Source organism: Staphylococcus sp. TCBT05, assembly GCF_055179755.1.
Genome location: NZ_JBUQDQ010000038.1, coordinates 425,894 through 447,023, shown reverse-complemented (window position 1 = coordinate 447,023; position 21,130 = coordinate 425,894). Strand labels below are relative to the sequence as shown.

The 21,130-nt window shown below is 32.2% G+C and carries 21 protein-coding genes; 2 read left to right on the top strand and 19 right to left on the bottom strand.

From position 1 onward, the window contains the following. Positions 1 to 46: 46 nt before the first annotated feature. The 4 genes from ACY191_RS09300 to ACY191_RS09285 are packed head-to-tail and all read right to left on the bottom strand — an operon-like array spanning position 47 to position 4,041. Positions 47 to 1,051: a Gfo/Idh/MocA family protein gene (locus ACY191_RS09300; RefSeq protein WP_042738701.1), complete on the bottom strand. Its 1,005-nt coding sequence runs from the start codon at positions 1,049 to 1,051 to the stop codon at positions 47 to 49. Between the two features lie 38 nt (positions 1,052 to 1,089). Further along, positions 1,090 to 2,238, bottom strand: coding sequence for a Gfo/Idh/MocA family protein (locus ACY191_RS09295; protein WP_463270008.1), 1,149 nt, complete (start codon positions 2,236 to 2,238; stop codon positions 1,090 to 1,092). Then, a complete protein-coding gene (locus tag ACY191_RS09290) occupies positions 2,238 to 3,122 on the bottom strand; it encodes a sugar phosphate isomerase/epimerase family protein (RefSeq protein WP_229367198.1) in 885 nt (294 codons plus the stop codon). The genes ACY191_RS09295 and ACY191_RS09290 overlap by 1 nt, the downstream gene beginning before the upstream one ends. A 52-nt stretch (positions 3,123 to 3,174) precedes the next feature. Then, positions 3,175 to 4,041 carry a sugar phosphate isomerase/epimerase family protein gene (locus tag ACY191_RS09285; RefSeq protein ID WP_229367199.1) on the bottom strand — a complete coding sequence of 289 codons (867 nt, stop codon included), beginning with the start codon at positions 4,039 to 4,041 and terminating at the stop codon, positions 3,175 to 3,177. Between the two features lie 108 nt (positions 4,042 to 4,149). Here ACY191_RS09285 and ACY191_RS09280 point away from each other — a divergent pair, with 108 nt between their 5' ends. Then, positions 4,150 to 5,025, top strand: coding sequence for a helix-turn-helix transcriptional regulator (locus ACY191_RS09280; RefSeq protein ID WP_042738697.1), 876 nt, complete (start codon positions 4,150 to 4,152; stop codon positions 5,023 to 5,025). 226 nt (positions 5,026 to 5,251) lie between these two features. Further along, positions 5,252 to 5,803: an XRE family transcriptional regulator gene (locus tag ACY191_RS09275; RefSeq protein ID WP_042738696.1), complete on the top strand. Its 552-nt coding sequence runs from the start codon at positions 5,252 to 5,254 to the stop codon at positions 5,801 to 5,803. Between the two features lie 282 nt (positions 5,804 to 6,085). Here ACY191_RS09275 and sucB read toward each other — a convergent pair whose 3' ends face one another. The 15 genes from sucB to ACY191_RS09200 form a co-directional block, all read right to left on the bottom strand. Next, positions 6,086 to 7,357, bottom strand: a complete 1,272-nt coding sequence (gene sucB / locus ACY191_RS09270; protein ID WP_042738695.1) for a dihydrolipoyllysine-residue succinyltransferase — start codon at positions 7,355 to 7,357, stop codon at positions 6,086 to 6,088. Positions 7,358 to 7,370: 13 nt separating this feature from the next. Then, complete coding sequence (locus ACY191_RS09265; RefSeq protein ID WP_229367200.1) at positions 7,371 to 10,172, bottom strand: 2-oxoglutarate dehydrogenase E1 component; 2,802 nt, start codon at positions 10,170 to 10,172, stop codon at positions 7,371 to 7,373. A gap of 195 nt (positions 10,173 to 10,367) precedes the next feature. Beyond that, positions 10,368 to 11,723, bottom strand: a complete 1,356-nt coding sequence (locus ACY191_RS09260; RefSeq protein WP_229367201.1) for a HAMP domain-containing sensor histidine kinase — start codon at positions 11,721 to 11,723, stop codon at positions 10,368 to 10,370. Beyond that, positions 11,720 to 12,382, bottom strand: coding sequence for a response regulator transcription factor (locus ACY191_RS09255; RefSeq protein ID WP_463270007.1), 663 nt, complete (start codon positions 12,380 to 12,382; stop codon positions 11,720 to 11,722). Before ACY191_RS09255 ends, ACY191_RS09260 begins: the two co-directional genes overlap by 4 nt. 467 nt (positions 12,383 to 12,849) lie before the next feature. Next, positions 12,850 to 13,464, bottom strand: a complete 615-nt coding sequence (locus ACY191_RS09250; RefSeq protein WP_042738691.1) for a phosphatase PAP2 family protein — start codon at positions 13,462 to 13,464, stop codon at positions 12,850 to 12,852. An 18-nt stretch (positions 13,465 to 13,482) separates the two neighbouring features. Beyond that, positions 13,483 to 14,553 carry an undecaprenyldiphospho-muramoylpentapeptide beta-N-acetylglucosaminyltransferase gene (locus tag ACY191_RS09245; RefSeq protein WP_229367203.1) on the bottom strand — a complete coding sequence of 357 codons (1,071 nt, stop codon included), beginning with the start codon at positions 14,551 to 14,553 and terminating at the stop codon, positions 13,483 to 13,485. A gap of 10 nt (positions 14,554 to 14,563) precedes the next feature. After that, the gene (locus ACY191_RS09240) at positions 14,564 to 15,073 is read right to left on the bottom strand and encodes a GNAT family N-acetyltransferase (protein ID WP_229367204.1); all 510 of its coding nucleotides are present in this window, start codon (positions 15,071 to 15,073) and stop codon (positions 14,564 to 14,566) included. Positions 15,074 to 15,091: 18 nt separating this feature from the next. Next, entirely contained in the window at positions 15,092 to 16,549 is a 1,458-nt protein-coding gene (locus ACY191_RS09235) for a S41 family peptidase (protein WP_463270006.1), read from the bottom strand. Positions 16,550 to 16,706: 157 nt separating this feature from the next. Next, complete coding sequence (locus ACY191_RS09230) at positions 16,707 to 16,928, bottom strand: YozE family protein (RefSeq protein ID WP_042738687.1); 222 nt, start codon at positions 16,926 to 16,928, stop codon at positions 16,707 to 16,709. After that, entirely contained in the window at positions 16,928 to 17,428 is a 501-nt protein-coding gene (locus tag ACY191_RS09225; RefSeq protein WP_042738686.1) for a PTS sugar transporter subunit IIA, read from the bottom strand. The genes ACY191_RS09230 and ACY191_RS09225 overlap by 1 nt, the downstream gene beginning before the upstream one ends. A gap of 14 nt (positions 17,429 to 17,442) precedes the next feature. After that, positions 17,443 to 17,871 (bottom strand): peptide-methionine (R)-S-oxide reductase MsrB, encoded by a 429-nt coding sequence (gene msrB, locus ACY191_RS09220; RefSeq protein WP_042738685.1) that lies wholly within the window; start codon positions 17,869 to 17,871, stop codon positions 17,443 to 17,445. Next, complete coding sequence (msrA, locus tag ACY191_RS09215; protein ID WP_229367206.1) at positions 17,864 to 18,391, bottom strand: peptide-methionine (S)-S-oxide reductase MsrA; 528 nt, start codon at positions 18,389 to 18,391, stop codon at positions 17,864 to 17,866. The genes msrB and msrA overlap by 8 nt, the downstream gene beginning before the upstream one ends. A 120-nt stretch (positions 18,392 to 18,511) precedes the next feature. Further along, a complete protein-coding gene (locus tag ACY191_RS09210) occupies positions 18,512 to 19,351 on the bottom strand; it encodes a DegV family protein (RefSeq protein ID WP_042738683.1) in 840 nt (279 codons plus the stop codon). A gap of 13 nt (positions 19,352 to 19,364) precedes the next feature. Then, positions 19,365 to 19,847: a dihydrofolate reductase gene (locus ACY191_RS09205; protein WP_042738682.1), complete on the bottom strand. Its 483-nt coding sequence runs from the start codon at positions 19,845 to 19,847 to the stop codon at positions 19,365 to 19,367. A 95-nt stretch (positions 19,848 to 19,942) separates the two neighbouring features. Beyond that, positions 19,943 to 20,899 (bottom strand): thymidylate synthase, encoded by a 957-nt coding sequence (locus ACY191_RS09200; RefSeq protein ID WP_042738681.1) that lies wholly within the window; start codon positions 20,897 to 20,899, stop codon positions 19,943 to 19,945. Positions 20,900 to 21,130 lie beyond the last annotated feature (231 nt).

Here is a 21,130-nt window from a genome sequence, read left to right as displayed (position 1 = left end):
TCTCTTTTTTTATGAATTCATTTCACTTATTTTATATTTAATTTATTTATTCATTTAACATAACAGTTTGATTTGTGTGTGATGATTTTACTATGGCGTCAATCATCACATTGGCTGTAATTGCATCCTCAACATGAATATAATTATTTAAATTATAATCTATACAGTTATAAAAATGGTCTATTAGTTTTCCGTGACTGGGGCCATAATATGATTTTGTACCTGGCATGATATCATCTGCTGCGATTTGTTCTTTAATATTGTCTGAATTAACTCGTGTCAGTATATTATCTTTTATGGTAAGCTTTTCATTTTCAAAGATAACTTGTAATTCAATACTACTATTCGAAATACTAGCATTTGTTGCGAAAAATAGACCATGCGCCTTGTTGTTAAAAATAATATTTGCTGAAGCAGTATCTTCAACCTCAATATTGTAATCTAAAAGTTGTGTGGTATTACCGCGAATTGAATTCATTGAACCACCTAGAAGTTGCATTAAATCTAATGTATGAATTGCTTGATTAATTAATACGCCTCCACCAGAATGTTTTAACTGGCCACGCCACGGTTTATCAGTGTAATAGCTATTTGGACGTGACCATGTGACAAGTGCTTTGATTCCTTTTATTGGACCGTATATATTGCTTTCTACAATTTTTTGTAATGTTTGAAATGTTTTATTGTATCTATTTTGAAAGCAGATTCCAATTTTAATATGTGGATATGCTTTTTCTAGTTCTAATAATTCAGAGCCTTCCCTTGCATTAAGTGCTAAGGGCTTCTCTTGAAGTACGTGGACCCCCTGTTCCACACATTGTCTTGTAGCAAATAAATGCAAATAATGCGGTAAACAAATATGGACACAATCAAGATCTTCGTAATTTAACATATCTTGAAGCTTTTCATAAAAAGGAACTTCCGGAACTTTGTGTTTAAGTGATTGATCACTATCACATACAGCGATAACTTGCGCATGTGGATTATTATTAATGGCTTGTATATGGATATTTGATACATCGCCAAGGCCAACAATACCGATATTTAGCATAGCATTCACTCCATTTGACTTTGTTTATAATAGATTTATTATTCGTTTTTCTCAGTTGTGATTTGTTTGTTTAATTCGAGTTCAAACTGTTGTGAATCAACTGGAAGTGTAACTTCTCTACCTAGCCAACTGGATAAATAAAATGCATTAACTAAATTTACACCATTAATACCATCACTTCCAGGAGCAATGAGAGGTGTTCCGTCAATTATATTAGCTGCAAAGTTGTTAAGTACATTAATATGTTGCTCTCCCCAAATACTGTTAAATTCAAATGTTTCTCTACTATAAATGTCATCTAATGCTTTGCCTTTAAATATTTCTTGTGCTTCAGACCAATTCATTTTATTGTTCATAGATGTTTCTGATTCGTTTAAATGTGTCAAGGTTAATTTAGAACTATCTTCAACAAGTATCTTCCCTTTATCGCCAGTTATTTCTAAACGATCTGTGCCTATCACATCGTGAGTACAAGTGATAAAAACACCAGTCGCTCCATTACCATAATCTAGAACCGTTGTAACATCATCATCGACGTTGAGTTTTCTTTGGTAGCCATATTTAATGTTTGAATATACTTTTTTCGGTAAACCACATAGCCATTGTAATAAATCGATTTGGTGCGGCGCTTGGTTGACTAATACACCGCCACCTTCTTGTGACCATGTTGCACGCCACGCGCTTTGATCGTAATACGCTTGTGGTCGCCACCAAGTAGTAATGATCCAATTTGTACGACGGATATTGCCAATTACACCAGTATCGATAAGTGATTTTACCTTTTGATATAGCGGATTAGTACGTTGATTGAAAAATATACCAAATGTTAAATGAGGTTTAGTTTGTGCTAAGTCAGTAATTTCTTGTACTTTAGAAGCGTAAATATCAGCAGGCTTTTCTAACAATGCATGAACTTCATGTGTTAAGGCATATTTTCCAATTTCAGTGTGTAGATAATGTGGTACTGTTGTAACTATTGCATCCACTTCACCACTTTTGATTAATGATTGATAACTATCAAAATATGGCACATTTGGATAAAGTTGTTGAACTTGTACTTTTTTTGCTGGATCAATATCACAAATGCCACCAATAACGAGATTTTCAACTTTGCCACTATTGATAAATTCTGCATAAGTACTTCCCTGTGCACCAAAGCCTATGATTCCTAAACGTACTTTTTCCATTAAGCATGCTCCTCTTCTAATTCTTTTAATATTTCTAATAATGCGTTGTATTGTATTTGATATGCCTCTGCGCCAGTTTGTGCAGCAGCATTTTCAATAGTTTCTGTAGAATGTTCAATCTCTAAATCTTTTATAGAATCGAAAAGAACTAAATGTGGTTCTAATGTTAAAAATCCACAATAACCATTATTGAAAAACTGCTTTAAGATTGCTGCAATTTGACCATCACCAGTACCACATACGACATTGACATTGTCTTTATATACTGCATCTTTAATATGAATATAGTCTACATATTGAGAGAGTAAATCATAGCAATTTTGCGGATCTTCACCACATTGCACAAAGTTAGCAAAATCAAAAATTGCTTTAAAATGATCCGAAGCTACTTCGTCTAAAATAGTTTTACAACGACGACCAATATCACCGAAAATATCTTTTTCATTTTCATGTAATAAAGTAACATGATGCGATTCTGCAATTTCTGCAAATTGCTGTAATTTTTCTACTACTTGTACTTTGTAATTATCAAAATTTTTATCTTTTGGTATATAAAAACTGAATATTCTAATGTAATCGCAATTTAATAATTTAGCGATTTTACATAGTTCCTCTAATTCTATTAATTGTTGTTGAAAAGATACTTCATCATCAATATAGATCTTTCCAATTGGTGTACCAATGGAAGATACTGCTATGCCCCATTGTTCCAGTTTTGGGATGACTTGGTCTTGAATCGTATTGACAGTAAATTGACTAATATTGTGCCCATCAATTGCTCGCAAAGAAATATAATTCATTCCTAGCTCTTTAACAGTTTTCAATTGTGTTGTAAAATCCGAAGCAATTTCATCAGAAAATCCTGATATTTTAATTTTATTCATTTTATTCACCTTTCTATTGTTAGCGCTTACAAAATTGTCGTTAATTTGAGGTTTAGAACCAATCTCGGTAGCCATTAGCCAATAAATAATCACGGCTTGTAACTAAACAATCATAAGCATCTTTACCATAAAGTGCATCTTGTTCTACGAAGAAATATTCGCTACCACTGTCAAAACCTGCTTGAATAATCTGCGGTAATGGTAGATTACCTTCACCAAGTTCCGCAAACTGAGTAATCATATGAAGCATGAAATAAATCTTTTCATGACCTTCTCCTGGATATTGATCCATATCAATTTCACCAATTCTGTAATCTTTTAAATGAATCGCACGAATTCTATTTTTATAGTTTTTCAGTACTGCAATAGAATCTAGTCCAGCTCTCCATATCCAATGAATATCTAATTCGAAGCCAAGAAGTGTCGTATTATCTCGCATTAAATCCAACATATAATGGCCATCGTATTTAACGAATTCTAAATTATGAGCGTGGTAATACAAATCAATACCTTCAGCTTTTAGTTGTTTGGCATAAAACTCACATTTATTTGCAAATGTAAGTGCCTTTGCTTTAGACCCCATATAATTTATTGGTAACATGCCTATTCTTAAAATATTGCAATTCACTGCCTTACAATCTGCAATGATTTTCTCTATATTGTTTTGTAATGTATCTCCAGGGAATTTTTCTGTTTCAGAAATATCTTCAACACCACAAGACATTGCTGAAATTTCAATACCTAAATCATTGATTGCCCGTTGCATTTCTGAAACATTATGTTCTGACATTTCAATTTGTGATACTTCAAAACTGTTATAACCAAGATCGTGTACTTTTTTTAAGACATTATATATACCTTCTTCATTAACCTTTTCTTTTAGCATCATCATTTGTACTCCTATACGTGGTTTAACCATGTCACTCATCCTTTCAATAAAAATGTTATAATATAAGTATATATTTTTAGAAAATTATGAACATTGTAAATAAAGAGGAAAAGATTGTTATTTGAGGAGGAATTCTAAATGTCATATAAAGATGAAATAATGTTCAACTTAGATACCATTTCCTTAAATCGTCATGGCTCTTACGCGGCATGGCATAAAATAAGTGATGGACATTTTGGTAATGAACTACATTATCATGACCATTACGAAATATTCTTTTCATTATCAGGCAACATGATCTATACAATAGAGGATCGTACATATCAATTAGATGTTGGTTCTTTATTAATTATCACACCCTATGAATTTCATAAACTAAATGAGCAATTAGACGGTCATGCTGAGAGAATTGGTTTAAGGTTTAATCGTGATTTGATAAAAAAATTATCTACTGAAGATTTTGACTTAGGACAATGCTTTGATATTTCTTCAGTACATTTCAAAAGTCTTTTACAATTAACAGAAATACAAAAAAGAGAATTGTATTATATCTGGCAAGGTTTATTAAAGGAACAGGACCATAATTATAGTGGGAAAAAGCTAAATGAACATGCATTATTAACACAATTCTTTATTATTCTAAATAGAGTTGCAGAAGATAATAGAACGTTGGAACCATACCAAACGAACAGTTCAGAACTTGTTAGACAAATATTAGATTATATGGAAGTGAATTTTGCCCATCCTATTTCTTTAGAAGATTTAGAGCAACAATTTTATGTAAGTAGATATAAAATAACTGAACAATTTACAAAATTAGTTGGATATCCACCCTATAAGTATTTGCTACATAAAAGACTGCAAAATGCGCAATATATGTTAAAAAAAGGAGAAAGTCCTCAACAAGTTGCAAATCTATGTGGTTTCACAGATTATTCTAATTTTTATAGAAGATTCAAATCAGCTTATGGATGTAGCCCAAGAGATTATTATAAACATTTTAATGCAAGTTAAATTAAAAATGCGATTCGTCTTATATGTATGACAGTGTATTTTTATCAAAAATATCAATAACTATCACAAAGTTTAGTTTTCGAGTATATGATACAATGTACTGTTATTACAATAACTTGACCCCTCCCCTATACCAATTAATGTTATAACATCTAAAAATATGTTATAACATATGTAAAGATTTAATTATTTTATACAGAAAAATGAATATAAAGGTGTGGGTTTAATGGAGGATATCAATAAAATCGTTGCAGAGAATTTAAAATTTTATCGAAAACAAAATGGTTACTCTTTAGAATATTTGTCAACCATTTCTGGAGTGAGTAAAGCAATGTTAGGACAAATTGAAAGATATGATTCCACTCCTTCTCTTACAGTTTTATGGAAGATAGCACACGGTTTAAAGTTGTCACTTGCAGATCTAACAACTGAAATACATGTAAACCATGTGAAGAAAATATCAGCTGAACGATTGGAGACCATACAATCATCAGATGATGGCTATATAATATATCCATATTTTACATTTGATATACACAAGAAATTCGAATCTAAAATGATTAGTTTAGAGCGTAACGGATTTATGAACGGAACACCATATGGCGCTAGCAGTACTGTTTATATAACAGTCTATGATGGTTATTTATCATTAACGATAGATGGAGAACGCTATAACGTTAACAGCTTTGATTCAATAAAGTTTAATGGCAATGTCTTCCATATATTTGAAAATCATTCAGAAAGCCTATGTAGGTTTAATATGATGGTACATTATTGATTAATTGAGGGAAATATCCCTTTACTTTATACAAGCCCAAATAGTGATTATATGAGCTGTGGGTTGATCTCAAACATTTGTAGAATTATATATAAAACACTTTCGTTGACTACATTTAAAATGAATCATACGGAGGTGTTTTTTATATTTCAATATTTTTATGTTTACTTAAATTAATCGAGGTACGTTTAAAGGCATATTACCCTAAATCTTTAAAAGTAAAAAATACAACGACGCTGAACGCCGTTGTATTAGGGTTTATAAACTATTTTGTGTTGTGGATTAAGATTCTAATAGTAAATCTTCAGGATTTTCAATTAAATCTTTGATTGTTTTTAAGAATCCTACTGCCTCTTTACCATCGATTATTCTGTGATCGTAACTTAATGCAATGTACATCATTGGACGATTTTCGATAGTATCAGCATCTATTGCAATTGGGCGAGTTATAATTGAATGCATACCTAAAATTGCAGCTTGGTTACCATTGATGATTGGTGTTGACATCATTGAACCGAAGATACCACCGTTAGTAATTGTAAATGATCCGTTTACCATATCATCTAAACCTAATTTTTTATCACGTGCTTTTTTCGCTAGGTTTGCAATTTCATTTTCAATTTCAGCGAAGTTTTTCTTATCGCAATCTCTTACAAATGGTACAAGTAAGCCATCATCAGTAGATACAGCAACACCGATATCGTAAAATTGTTTTGTAATCATATCGTCTCCATCGATTTCAGCATTTACTTCAGGGTATTTTTTCAATGCTGCGACAGCTGCTTTAGTAAAGAATGACATGAAACCTAATTTTGTTCCATCATGATCTTTGATGAATTGCTCTTTTTTACGTTTACGTAAATTCATTACGTTTGTCATATCAATTTCATTGAAAGTCGTTAACATAGCTGTATTATTAGAAACCTCTAATAATTTTTTAGCAGCAGTTTTTTTACGACGTGACATTTTTTCTCTAATTACAGGTTTAGATGGATTTTGTGGTTGTGCTTTTTTAGGTTCTTCTTTTGCAGCAGGTTGTGATGCCTGTTGATTATTTGATTGACTTTGGTCTACATGAGATTTACGGACAATATCATTTGATTGTGGTGCTACTTCTGATAAATCAATGCCTTTTTCACGGGCATATTTACGCGCAGATGGTGTAGCATTGACACGTTGGTGTGAGTCTTTATCTGAAGATGAAGATGCATCTTGTTTAGATGATTCATCATCTGATTTATCATTCTCATTACTTGTTTCTTGTTTAGCTTCTTCTTGTTTAGGCGCATCATTTGTTGAGCCGCCATCTGCATTGCCACTTCCTTCACCAACGACAGCAATTGCTTGACCTACCTCAACTGTATCACCTTCGTTAGCTAATTGTTCTTGGATTACGCCTGCCTCTTCAGAAACAACTTCAACGTTTACTTTATCTGTTTCTAATTCGACAATAGCTTCTCCTTTTTCAACGCTATCGCCTACTTGTTTTAACCATTCTGCAATGGTACCTTCTGTGATTGATTCTGCTAATTCTGGAACTTTTACCTCTGGCATGCTTAACTTCCCCCTAGTTAATTTTTGTACTTTGTTCTAGTATCATATTTTGAACGAGTTTGTGTATTTCACCGTCACCTTCAGCTGGAGCTGAACGTTGAATACGACCATGATAACTTAAATCATACTTGTCTGTTGTAAGTTCTTTTAAATATGGATAAACAAATGACCAAGCGCCTTGGTTTTTAGGTTCTTCTTGTACCCAGGCTACATTTTCTAGATTTGGTAACTCATTCAACAATGCTTCAATTTCTGAAGCTGGGAATGGATACAATCTTTCTACAGCGATTAAAAGAATAGACTCATCTGGATTTTTTGCTAAGTATTCTTTTAAATCGATAAACATTTTTCCTGAAGCTAGTATTACTTTTTTCACGGTATTTTTATCATGTTCCTCAGGTAAAATTGGTTCGAATTTTCCTGTAGTAAATTTGCTAATTGGATCCGCTACCGTCTTGTTACGTAATAAGCTCTTAGGTGACATAACTACTAAAGGTCTCATAGATTGAGAATCTAAATTAGCAGCTTGTGCACGTAATAAATGGAAATAGTTACTAGAACTAGATAAATTAACAACTGTTGTGTTGTTTTCGCCTGCAAGTTGTAAGAATCTCTCTAAACGAGCAGATGAGTGTTCAGGTCCTTGACCTTCAAATGAATGTGGTAATAACAATGTTAAGCCTGAACGTTCTCCCCATTTAGCGCGAGCGCTGAATAAGAAGTTATCGAATATCATTTGAGCCATATTAGAGAAATCTCCGTACTGAGCTTCCCAAATCGTCATACATGCTTTGTTTTGCACGTTATATCCATATTCGAAACCAACGACTGCTGCTTCTGAAAGTGGTGAATTTCGTACTTCGAAAGTCGCTTTTTGGTTAGGAACATGGTGTAATGGCACATATTCTTCCCCAGTATCAGGATCGTGTAGAACTGCATGACGATGGCTAAATGTACCACGTTCACTGTCTTGACCAGTCAAACGAATTGGATTTCCGTTTTGCGTAATTGTTGCAAATGCTAATTGCTCAGCATGTGCCCAATCAACTAATCCTTCTTCACTTTCAAATGGTTCTTGTCGTTTTTCAAGTACTTTATTTAATTTTTTAAGAACATTGAAACCTGATGGATAAGTTAACATCGCATCATTGATTTCTTTCAAACGTTCTAAGCTGACATCTTCATCCTTAGTTTGGATAGGTTCAGCTAGACTTTCAGGTTTTTGCATATCTGGATTGTCCATTTTATCGTTTTTATCAATTTTATCATGTGCTGCACGTAATGTTTTTTGTACATCGTCGATAATTTGATTCATTTGATCTTCAGTGATAATACCTTCATTTACGAGTTGTTTACCGTAAAGAACATCTACTGGATCATGTTTACGAATTTCATGGTATTGTAGTGGGTTTGTTATAGATGGTTCATCCATTTCGTTATGCCCGTAACGACGATAACCAACAAGGTCAATAACAACGTCTTTATGGAATTCCTTTCTGAATGCCATGGCAATTTCAATTGCTTCAATAGTAGCTTCAACATCATCTGCATTTACATGCATGATTGGCACATCATATCCTTTAGCAACATCTGAAGAATATGTTGTTGAACGACCATCATGTGGTTCAGTAGTAAAGCCAATACGGTTATTTGTGATGATGTGTAATGAACCACCCGTAGAATAACCATCTAAATTACCTAAGTTCATCGCTTCAAAGTTTATGCCTTGTCCAGGATAAGCTGCATCACCATGAATGATAATTGGCATTGATTTTTTAAACTCTGTTGAAACTGCACCTGATTTATGCGTATCATCTTGTGCTGCTCTAGTCTTACCTAACACTACTGGTGAAACGATTTCTAAGTGACTAGGGTTATTTGCTAATGAAATACATTGTTCAATTCCATAAGATTGAGTAGTTTTTACGCCACCTAAATGGTATTTCACATCTCCTGACCAACCAGAAGTAAGCTGAAGGCTTCCATCCTCAGGTAGGAACTTCATAGGGTCAGTATGCATAAATTCAGAAATCATCATTTCATATGGTTTCTCAAGTACGTGAGTCAGTACATTTAGTCTGCCTCGGTGTGCCATACCGATTTGAATATTTTGTATACCTTCATCACTGGCTAACTTTAATGTTTGTTGAAGCATTGGAACGAGTGAGTCTACACCTTCAATTGAAAAGCGTTTTGCTCCAACGAAGTTCTTGTGTAGATATTTCTCAAAGCCTTCAACATGTGCTAATTTTTTAAAAAGTTCAATTTTTTGATTTTCATTTAATAAGGCTTTGTATGGTGTTTCGATTCGTCTCTTCAACCATACGCGTTCTTTATTATTGTTAATATGAGTATATTCGAAAGCGATTGGTCCTTTATATCGCTTTTCCATACGTACGATTGCTTCATAAGCATTATCATAAATATCTTTAAAATGCTCAGAAACGATACCAGCTGAGATAGATTCAAGCGTTTCACGATCTAAATTAAAATCTTCTATACTTAATTTTGGAACATGTTCTCTCGCTGGTCTGTTGACTGGATAAATATCTGCCAATAAATGCCCATATTGGCGAATATTATCGATTAGGCGCATCACACGTTTAATAGTACTGTCGCCTTTAGTCGATTGTGATTGATTTGTTGTATTTGTTGCGATGTTTGCTTCACCGTCTTTAATTGTACTAAATAGGACTTGCAAATCTTCAGGGACTGAAGCAGGATCGTTTAGATATATATCATATAAATCCAAAACATATCCAAGATTTGCCCCGAAATTTACAGGTGCCTCGGAAACCTGTTTTTCGTTGCTCATTTTACACCCTCCACAAAATAGTTGAAACGCTTACACAACAATAATAGCATTAAATTTATTCAAATTAAAGTGCCAATAACCTAGTTCTATGAAAAAAGCAGAACCTCATTTAAAATGGTTCTGCTTTTTGTATTTTATATTTAATAGTGTAACATATAAAATTTGAACATTTAATAGTTGTAGTCTGTCCAAACGTTAAAATACTATTCTAAAAGTGGTATATTTCCTTAGTTCACTTTCAACTTGTATTGTTCCATTATTTAGTTCGATGATTTTTTTTGCAATGGATAATCCTAATCCATTACCGCCTAATTTTCGTGAACGAGATTTATCTACTCTATAAAAGCGATCAAATATAAATTCTATATCTTCCTTAGGTATACCGACACCATGGTCAGTAATTTCTATTGAAATTTGTTTGTTCTTAAGGTTGGTTTGAATATGAATATATTTATTAATTTGATCATATTTCATAGCGTTATCGATAAATATAATTAATACTTGTTCTAATTGATAACGATCAATTTTAATATTTATCGGTTTCGCATATGGTTCAAATTCAAAGGTATAGTCTTGGTGTAATTGTTCTAATGATTTAATACGGGATGATATTTCATGATTAATTTCCACGTTTTCTAATTCTTTGAATTTAGTATTCGTATTATCTTTAGTAAGTAATAACAATTCTTCTACTAATTTAGTGATACGGTTCATTTCTTCTAAAGAAATATCAAGTGATTCTTCTAAGATTGCTGCATCTTTCTTACCCCAGCGTTGTATCAAATTCAAATGGCCTTGAATAATTTGTAAAGGAGTTCGTAATTCGTGTGAAGCATCTTCTACAAATTGACGCTGTTGATTAAATGATTCTTCTAATTGGTACATCATTGCATTAAAAGTGACTATTAAATTATCTGTTTCTTCATAGTTCGTTGTGAGTTCTACTTTCTCTTGGAAGCCGTCTCGTCGAATTTGTTGCATCTTATTCGACATTAATATGAGTGGTTTCGTTATTTGTGATGAAAAGAAGTAACTAATAATTGCAGTGATAAAGGTTGCAATCACTCCAAAGATGAGTGCTAAAAAGTACAGTGAACTTACGAGTGCATTATAGTCTTCCAATGAGTGTACGACGACACTATAGCCTTTAAAATTTGGCATATCAATATGACGTGTGATAACAAGATAATCGTTGTTATGTTCATTTTTTACGATAACATGATTAATATCCGTTTTTTGCAATCTCGGTGAAATATCGATGGAATGACTGTTAGAAGTTTCTATTATTTTCTTGCCATCTTCATTAAATAACATTACTTTTTGAAAATTCCCTAGCGCTGCATTTAAATCTAATGGTGTGATTTCGGATAACTTTTTAGTATCAAATAGCTTTTGAATATCTTCAGAACTTCTTTCTGCCTCATCAAGTTCGTTATGTCTTAATGAACTGCTTAAGAAAAATATGATTATGATGCTGAAAAAGAATATAGTTAGAAAAGTGATAGTCGTTGTAATAATCATCCACTTTGTGCGTAATTTACGTTGTTTCATTGCCTTATCACATACCCGACACCACGTACTGTCTCAATATATTTATCTTTGCCAAATGGTTTTAATTTATTTCTAAGATATCTAATATAAACGTCAACTACATTCGTTTCGACTTCACTATCATATCCCCACACATCTGTTATTATTTGTTCGCGTTGCATTACATGGTTCTTATTTTTAGCGAGCAAATAAAGTAAATCATATTCAGTTTTTGTTAAGTCTAAAGGCATACCATCAACAGTAACTTTAAAGGCATCTTTATCTATAATAAGCCCTTTTATGTCAATGATGTTTTTCTTAGGTTGTCTTCGCAACATGGCTCTAATTCTTGCTAATAGTTCCTCTATATCAAATGGCTTTACGATATAATCATCAGCGCCATAATCGAGGCCTGCCACTTTATCATATGTATCACTCTTTGCAGTGATAATTATAATAGGTGTTGTTTGGCTTTGTCTGATTTGGCGACATATTTCAAGTCCGTTGATATTAGGTAACATTAAATCTAATAGAATTAAGTCATAATTGTTTGTTACTCCCTTTTCTAGACCTAATTTTCCATCGTTTTCAATATCTACAGTATAATTTTCATGCTCCAGTTCAAGTTCTATAAATCGAGCAAGATTTTGTTCATCTTCTACAATTAAAATTTTTGTCATTAGTTCCGCACCTCACCTATATATTAAAGGAAAATAATTCATGTAGAAAGTTATTATCTTAAATTGTTGATAATTTGTTATTTTAATCTTTATTATTTGTATTGAGAATGAATATCATTTATAATCATTTTTATCACTGAATTAGTGTTACAGAAAGCGTTTTTAAATGAATTTAAAAAAATTACGATTTCTAATTGACAATTATTCTCAGTGTTGTATAATGTAATTGAAAATGATTATCAATTCCAAACATAAGACATTCCCCCCACACATATTTGTTCTTAGTTGGATTAATCATTTTCATAAATATCCCCTTTTATATGCCCGTAAAAGACTAACGTTGCGAGACGACGTGAAATATAAAAGCCGGTTTTACTTTGTAAAATCGGCTTTTATAATAAATTTTGACACAAAAAAAGGCAGTTAGATGATTTTTTCATCTAACTGCTTTTTAAAATTATAACTTATTATATTTGTAGTTTATGTCTTAGGATTAATGTTGATAATACTACACAAAATGCACCACCGATAATTCCAGCTATAATATCAGTCGGATAATGTACACCGAGATATACACGAGACGATGAGATCATAATTATAAATAAAGCACATAATCCTATCATAAATGCCTTGGAATTACCTTTTAATACTCTGTTAACAATATAAATCGAGCTTCCAAAAAATGCTGTTGCTCCCATTGCATGACCACTTGGAAAGCTAAATCCTGAGATATCAATCAATCTTAATAGCGTTGGTCTCTCTCTATCGAATATATTTTTGAGCAATGGATTTAAAGTACTTGATAAACTCATTGCAATTGCAAAGAATAGCGCTTCGATATTTAATCGTTTTAGCATTAAATATGCCACGAGTAATAAGGATAATGTGACCATTGCCCAAACTTCTCCAACTTTGGTAAATCCTAAGAAGATTGATGTACTAATAAAGCTTTCAGATGAATATATAAATTCATAAACTTCATTATCAATCCACTTGCCTAATCTGGATTCATGAAAGAATGCAATGATGCCAAAGATCAATGTGAATATAATTAGTAAGGATATTCTTTTCCAACGACTCATTGCACACACCTCCAGTTCTTATTTTGCATCTTGTAAAATTTTGTGGAATAAATCATAACGTGTGAAGCTCTCTTTATAAACGCTCATTTGCTCAATGATAGTTGTTCTATCTGCTTCAATTTCTTGCAGTTGTTTAATTAAGTCTTCTTCAGTTAATGTATCTTCTGGAATTGTTCTACCAAAGCCCTTAGATTCAAAATTCTTTGCATTATCAATTTGATCTCCACGCGATTGATCTAAACCAAGTGGAATGAGTAACATAGGAATTTTTAACGTTAAAAATTCATAAATTGCATTTGAACCCGCTCGACTGATTACAGTATCAGTAATCGCCAGTAAGTCTGTTAAATCATCTTTAACGAACTCAAATTGTACATAACCATCTTTATCGTTATATGAAGAATCTAGCAATCCTTTACCAGTCAAATGGATGATTTGATATGTTTCTTGCAGAGCTGCTAAATTTTGACGTATGATTTCATTTAATTTCTTACTGCCTAAGCTACCACCCATTACAAGTAAGACCTTTTTATTTTCATTAAAGTGGGTTAATTGATAACCTCGTTTTTTGTCTCCAGATTTTAGGTCTTCGCGTACAGTAGCTCCAACAAAATCTGCCTTGTCTTGAGGTAAATACTGAAGTGTATCCTCAAAGGTAGTATAGATTTTTTTGGCAAATTTTAACGAAATTTTGTTGGCTAAGCCAGGTGTTAAATCAGATTCATGAATAATTGTTGGAATTTTTAAGCTTTTAGCTGCAATGACAACTGGTACTGATACAAATCCACCTTTTGAAAAAAGTAAATCAGGTTGTTCTTTCTTTAACACTTTACGTGCATCGATGATACCCTTGAGTACTTTAAACACATCTTTAATATTCTCCCAAGATATATATCTACGTAATTTACCACTAGAAATCGCATGATATTGTACTTCAGGTAATTGAGATTCGATCATTTCTCGTTCAATACCAGTTTTAGAGCCAATATAAAATGCTTCATGGCCTTCTTCTATTGCAGTTGGAATCAAGCTTAAATTTACTGATACATGCCCAACTGTGCCGCCTCCTGTAAAAGCGATTTTCGACATAATAAAACCTCTATTCTTCTAAATTTTTATAATATGCATAAAATGGTTCGCCTTTGTTATACGGATGGTAATCAATTTTTGCTTCACCAACTTTATTGAAACCGAACTTTTCGAATAATCCTTGTGCACGTTTATTAAGTGCAAAGGTATCGGTAATCATGAGATGAATATCATGATCTAAAGCTAGGTTGACTGCAAAATCAAATAATTTAGTTGCAGCACCTTTATATTCTGCTGATGCTGCAAGTCTATGGATAACATACGCACCTTCTCTATTAACAGGCCATTTTAAATTATCATACCACTCAGATTGACTTTGGTCGACCACAATAAATGCATAAATTTCATCATTTTCTTCTAATACATATAAGGTTTCTTTATTGATATCTTCTTCAAAATGACTTTCGACTGGATAGTGTTCATCCCACTGATTATTGTTATCTTGCTGCATAACAGCTTTAGCTTCTTCAACAATTGTTAAAATACTGTTTAAGTCTCTTAGTGTTGCAACTCTAATCATTAAAAACACCTCTTACATTTAATTTAATTTTTGCAATAAATTCTGTAATACAGTATCTTCACCATTAGCTTTATTAACTAGTTCTTGAGTGAATTTTTCATTTGTTTTTTTATCAAATTCTCCAGTAACAGTTAAATCATTCTTACTTTGGAATGCTTTAATTGCAGTTGCTAAAGAACTATCAAATTTTTCGGATTCATTATCAACTTTAAAGCCTAATGCTGTTAAACCAATTTTCATGGTCTTAACATTTTTATCCGTATCATTTAGTTTATAAACCTTTTTATTAGGAATTACATTTAAAGATTGGTAGGCTGGTTCAGAAATTTTTACATCGGGTTTAATACCTTTACCATGAATGTAGTGCGCTTTAGGCGTTAACCATTTCATATTAGTAAATTTTAATAATGAACCATCACTAAATTCGTGTGTTGTTTGTACAATACCTTTACCAAATGTTTTTGTACCATAAACCTTTGCCTTATTATAGTCTTTCATAGCACCAGTAAACACTTCAGAAGCACTTGCAGAACCTTTATTTACCAATATAGAGACATGCATATCTTTAGCTTCTTTTAATGAATCATTAGGTGCTGTTACTTTTTCTTTATGATTTCCTTTTTGTAATTGGACCACAGTATCCCCTTTATCAATAAAGATATTGGCCATTTTAACAGCTTCGTCTAATAAACCACCTGGATTATTTCTTAAATCAATCACAATATTTCTCACACCATCTTTATGCGCTTTTATGATTGCCGACTTGAGTTCGCCAGATGTACTATTTTGGAATTTATTAATCGTAAACACACCGATGTTTTTATGCTTTTTATATTCTACACTTTTAACGTGGATTTTATCTCTCTTTATCGTAATTTCATGTTCTTGATTGGCCCTTTCAATAGTTAAAGTGACCTTTGTTCCCTGTTTTCCTCTTACTTGTTTTACAATACTTTCTAAAGGCTTGCCTTTTACTGACTTGCCATTAACTTTTGTCACAACATCTTTTGGTCGAATACCAGCTTTTTCAGCTGGAGAACTTTTCATAGGACTGGTAATTTCAATTTTATTATTTTTCTTCTGCATTTCAGCACCTATTCCGACAAAATCACCTGAAACATCTTCATTAAATGATGTTGTTTCCTTTTTAGTCATATATTCAGAATATGGGTCGTCTAGGTCTTTAACCATGCCATCTATTGCAGCTTCGGATAATTTTTCAGAATTTGTTTTCTTATAATATTCGTCATTTAAAATTTTATATACTTGTTGAACTTTTTTCATTTCAGCACGTTGTTGCCCATTTAGTCCGCTCGTCCAATGGCTAATTGCAATCGTAGCAAATACTGTAATTAATACCGTCAAAAAAATTGTTGTCAGTAATAATAAAATCAGGTTACTTTTTTTGAAACTTACGCGTTTTTGTTGTTGTTCTACTGGTTGATCTTGCTCTTGAATTTCTTTATTATCCGACATTTCATCACTTCCTAATACTTATGTACAATTTATCAATTAGATTTTTTATGAAAATAAAAATAGCTGGGATTGAACCATATTCGATTAATCCCAGCATCTTATATGACACATTAATATTTTAATATACTTATATATATATCGACAAATATTAAGTGATTTAAAATTTTAACCATTCCGTATATTCTTCATATAAATCATCAAACACAGACATAGAAATAGTGAACGTACTTTGTGTTTCTATATAATCTGATAAAGAATGGAAGTCTTTTTCGTGCTTTGGAAAGGATAAATCATCAAAAATTTCTTCAGCTAATCTACCTTTCTCATCATTACGACCACGTACGGTTAATACAAATTGATAAAATGAATGGTCTTTCATTAATTCATTGTCACATCAATAATTTTAGTTTCACCTTTAGTAACTGATGCCACATCAGCAATTGAAACAGATGTAGTATTATCAGAGTTAGTGATAATAATAGGTGAAATAACAGATTTTGCATTTTCTTTAATATAATTTAAGTCGAAGCGAAGAATCGGGTCACCAACATTTACAGTGTCGCCACTTTCAACTAAAATTTCAAATCCTTCTCCGTCTAATTGTACGGTATCTAAACCAATATGAACTAATAATTCTAGACCATTGTCTGCTTTTAATCCGATAGCATGTTTAGTTGGGAAGACGTTATCAATTTTACCCTCAATTGGTGATACAACTTCACCTTCAGTTGGGTTAATTCCAAAGCCTTCACCCATCATTTTTTGTGCGAAGACAGGGTCTGGAATGTCTTCTATTTTTACATATTCTCCAGTAAGTGGTGCAAAAATTTCACTATCTTTATTTACTTCTTTGTTTTTACCAAATAACTTTTTAAACATAACTTGTTCGCTCCTTATTTTTCAAAATGTGGTATTAAATCTCCATAACCTAATTCTTCTAATTTATCGAATGGAATAAATTGTACTGCTGCTGAATTAATGCAGTAACGTAATCCACCACTTTCAGTTGGACCGTCATTAAATACATGTCCAAGGTGACTATTTGCATCTTCTGAACGCACTTCAGTTCGAACCATGCCAAAGGATTTATCGACTAATTCAATGATTTCATCGTCATCCAATGCTTTAGAAAAACTAGGCCAACCACAATCTGATTCAAATTTTTCTTCAGATGTAAATAATGGCTTACCTGAAATTTTATCAACATAAATACCTTTTTCAAAATGATTCCAATATTCATTTTGAAAAGGTGGTTCAGTTCCATTTTCTTGTGTTACAAGATATTCCATTTCAGTTAAATCATTTTTTGACTTTTTAATCATTTTGTTTCCCCCAATGTTTTTCTATAAAAGCTTTTCTTCCTGAACCACGTTTATATTGCTCATAATGTAGCGGGTTCTTTTTATAATAATCTTGATGATAAGATTCGGCAGGATAGAAATTTTTATACGGTTTAATGGGTGTTATTACTGGTTTATCAAAGATTGCTTGTTCGTTCAATTCTTGTATTTTTGCTTCTGCTGCTTGCTTTTGGTGTTCATTGTGATAAAAGATGACTGGTTGATAATGTTCGCCACGGTCAAAGAATTGTCCGCCATTATCAGTTGGATCAAATGTTTTGAAATATACATCAAGAATATTCTCGAATGTAGTTACTTCTGGATCATAAGTAATTTGAACTGCTTCTACATGTCCAGTTTGATTTGTACTTACACTTTCGTAAGTAGGATGATCCACATGTCCACCACTATACCCTGAAACTACTGTTTCAATACCTGGATATGTGGTGAAGGGTTTTACTAAACACCAAAAACAACCGCCTGCTAATGTCGCATAAGCCATGAAACCCCTCCTAATACTATTTTGTCATAAAATTACCACTATTTTAAGGAATTTGCTATAAAATTGATTGAATATTAATTTAAGACAAGATTTAATTGTAATATTTACGACAGTTCGCTTTTAGGATCTAAGCACGACAAGTCCGATTGCACCTTGTCCTGTATGCGTTGAAATCACAGGCGTTGTAACATTAGTATCATATTGAGTGAAATTAAATTCTTCAGTGAAATGTTTTTTGATTTTATCAACGAATTCAATTATATTTGCATGTGCAATTCCAATGGATTTAATTTTTTTATCTCCAATAAATTGTGTGATTTCCTTTTTCAAATACTGAATGCTTGCATTTTGTGTACGTGAATTATGGATAAGTTCTATTTTACCATCAACTAATGTGCCTATGGGTTTAATTTTCATCATATTACCGATTAAACCTTTTGTCTTACTGATGCGACCACCTTTAATTAATTGGTTTAATTGACCGATAACAACGTAGAGCTTGATATCTTTTTGTAATTCATTAATTTGGTTAACGATGTCTGTAGTTGAAAGTCCCTCATTATTCCATTTGACTACATGTTGCACTTGATAGCCTAAACCATAGGATATGGATTTTGAATCGATAACTGTGACATTACTTTTAGTCATTTGACTTGCTTGCAAAGCAGTTTGATACGTACCACTTAATCCGGAAGTCATATGAATACTAATGATTTCTGAACCATCTGCACCTAATTCATCATATAAATCGATAAATTTGCCAATTGCAGGTTGACTTGTTTTAACATCTGCATCATTTTCAATTTTTTCGATAAATGCTTCTGATGAAATATCAATTTGGTCAGCAAATGATTCACCATCTATCGTTAGATTTAATGGAATAACATTAATATCGTTATCAGTTAAATATTTTTGAGAAAGATCCGATGTTGAGTCCGTCACTATTTTCTTTTTACTCATATATTTCCTCCTGTTAATGTTGCTTACGAATTAAATGTAAAAATGTATGAGGAATAGTGTTCTTTTCATCTAATTCACCTGTTACTGCTGATTCTACTTCCCATTCTTTAAATGTATAAGGTGGGAAAAAGGTATCGCCATTAAATTTATCTTCAATCACTGTGATATACATATCGTCAACTTGATCAATTAATGCTTCAAATAATGTTTGGCCACCAAAGATAAATACATGACCTGGTAATTCGAATATTTCATCAATAGAATGTATCACATCGACACCTTCATGATGGAAAGCTTTATTCCTAGTTAATACCACGTTACGTCTATTTGGTAATGGCTTTCCAATCGAGTCGAACGTTGCTCTACCCATAACTAAAGTGTTATGAGTCGTTAAAGATTTTACGTGTTTTAAATCATTTGGCAAATGCCAAGGAAGTTTATTGTCAATGCCAATTACCCTCTGTTGATCATGTGCCACTAATATTGAAAGTGTCATGATGGTCCTCCCTTTGTGTGAGCTATTTTTCAAAATTGTATGAACTCTCAATTATTATATAGTAAAGTGTGCAATTTATTAAATAAAAAGCGGTTTTATACTGCAATTGGTGCTTTAATTGCTGGATGAGACTCATAATCTATAATTTCTAAGTCTTCGTATTCAATATCAAAAATAGAGGCATTGCTATTAATTTTTAATTGTGGTGGAGCATAGCTGTCTCTAGCTAACTGTGTCTCAATTGCGTCGATATGATTTGAATAAATATGAGCATCCCCAAATGTATGAATAAATTCTCCAACTTCTAAATTACACTCTTTAGCAATTAAATGTGTTAATAAACTATAGCTTGCTATGTTAAATGGAACACCAAGGAATATATCTGCGCTTCGTTGATAGAGTTGACAACTTAATTTACCGTCTTGTACATAGAATTGAAACATTGTATGACATGGTGGTAAAGCCATAGTATCAATTTCTGTTGGATTCCATGCTGAAACAATGTGTCTTCTAGAGTTAGGATTATGTTTAATTTGATCAATCACTGTTTTTAATTGATCAAAATGATTACCATCTTTATCTATCCAATCACGCCACTGTTTTCCGTATACATTTCCAAGATTTCCATATTTTTCTGCAAATACGTCGTCTGTCAAAATGGCTTGCTTAAATTTTTGCATTTCAGCCTTATAAAGTTCGTTAAATTCTGAATCAGTTTGTGATCTATGACCAAAATCAGTCATATCCGGACCATTGTAATCACTTGATTGGATATAATTTTCAAAAGCCCATTCATTCCAAATATTATTATTGTATTGTAACAAGTATTTAATATTTGTATCGCCTTTAATAAACCATAACAGTTCAGTTGCAATTAATTTAAACGACACTTTTTTTGTAGTTAATAGTGGAAACCCTTGTGTTAAATCAAAACGTAGCTGATGGCCAAATTTTGAAATTGTTCCTGTGTTTGTGCGGTCTTCTTTTTCTTTACCTATCTCTAATATCGCTTCGCATAATTCGTGATAAGATTGATCAAAGGTATTTTGCATAATAATGCACTCCTTCTCCTTTTAATATTAGTTAACTTTATCATATTGGAAAATGATTATATTTTAAAGCCGTGTGTAGAAAATAATTGATATATTTTACACTGACTGCTAAACGGTTTGAACTATGACTTAACATATTAAAAACCAGTGTTCACAATCCATATTATAGAAAATTTGAATTGTAAGCACTGGTTCGAATTAGTCTATTTTAAAAATATAAATCTAGAAAAT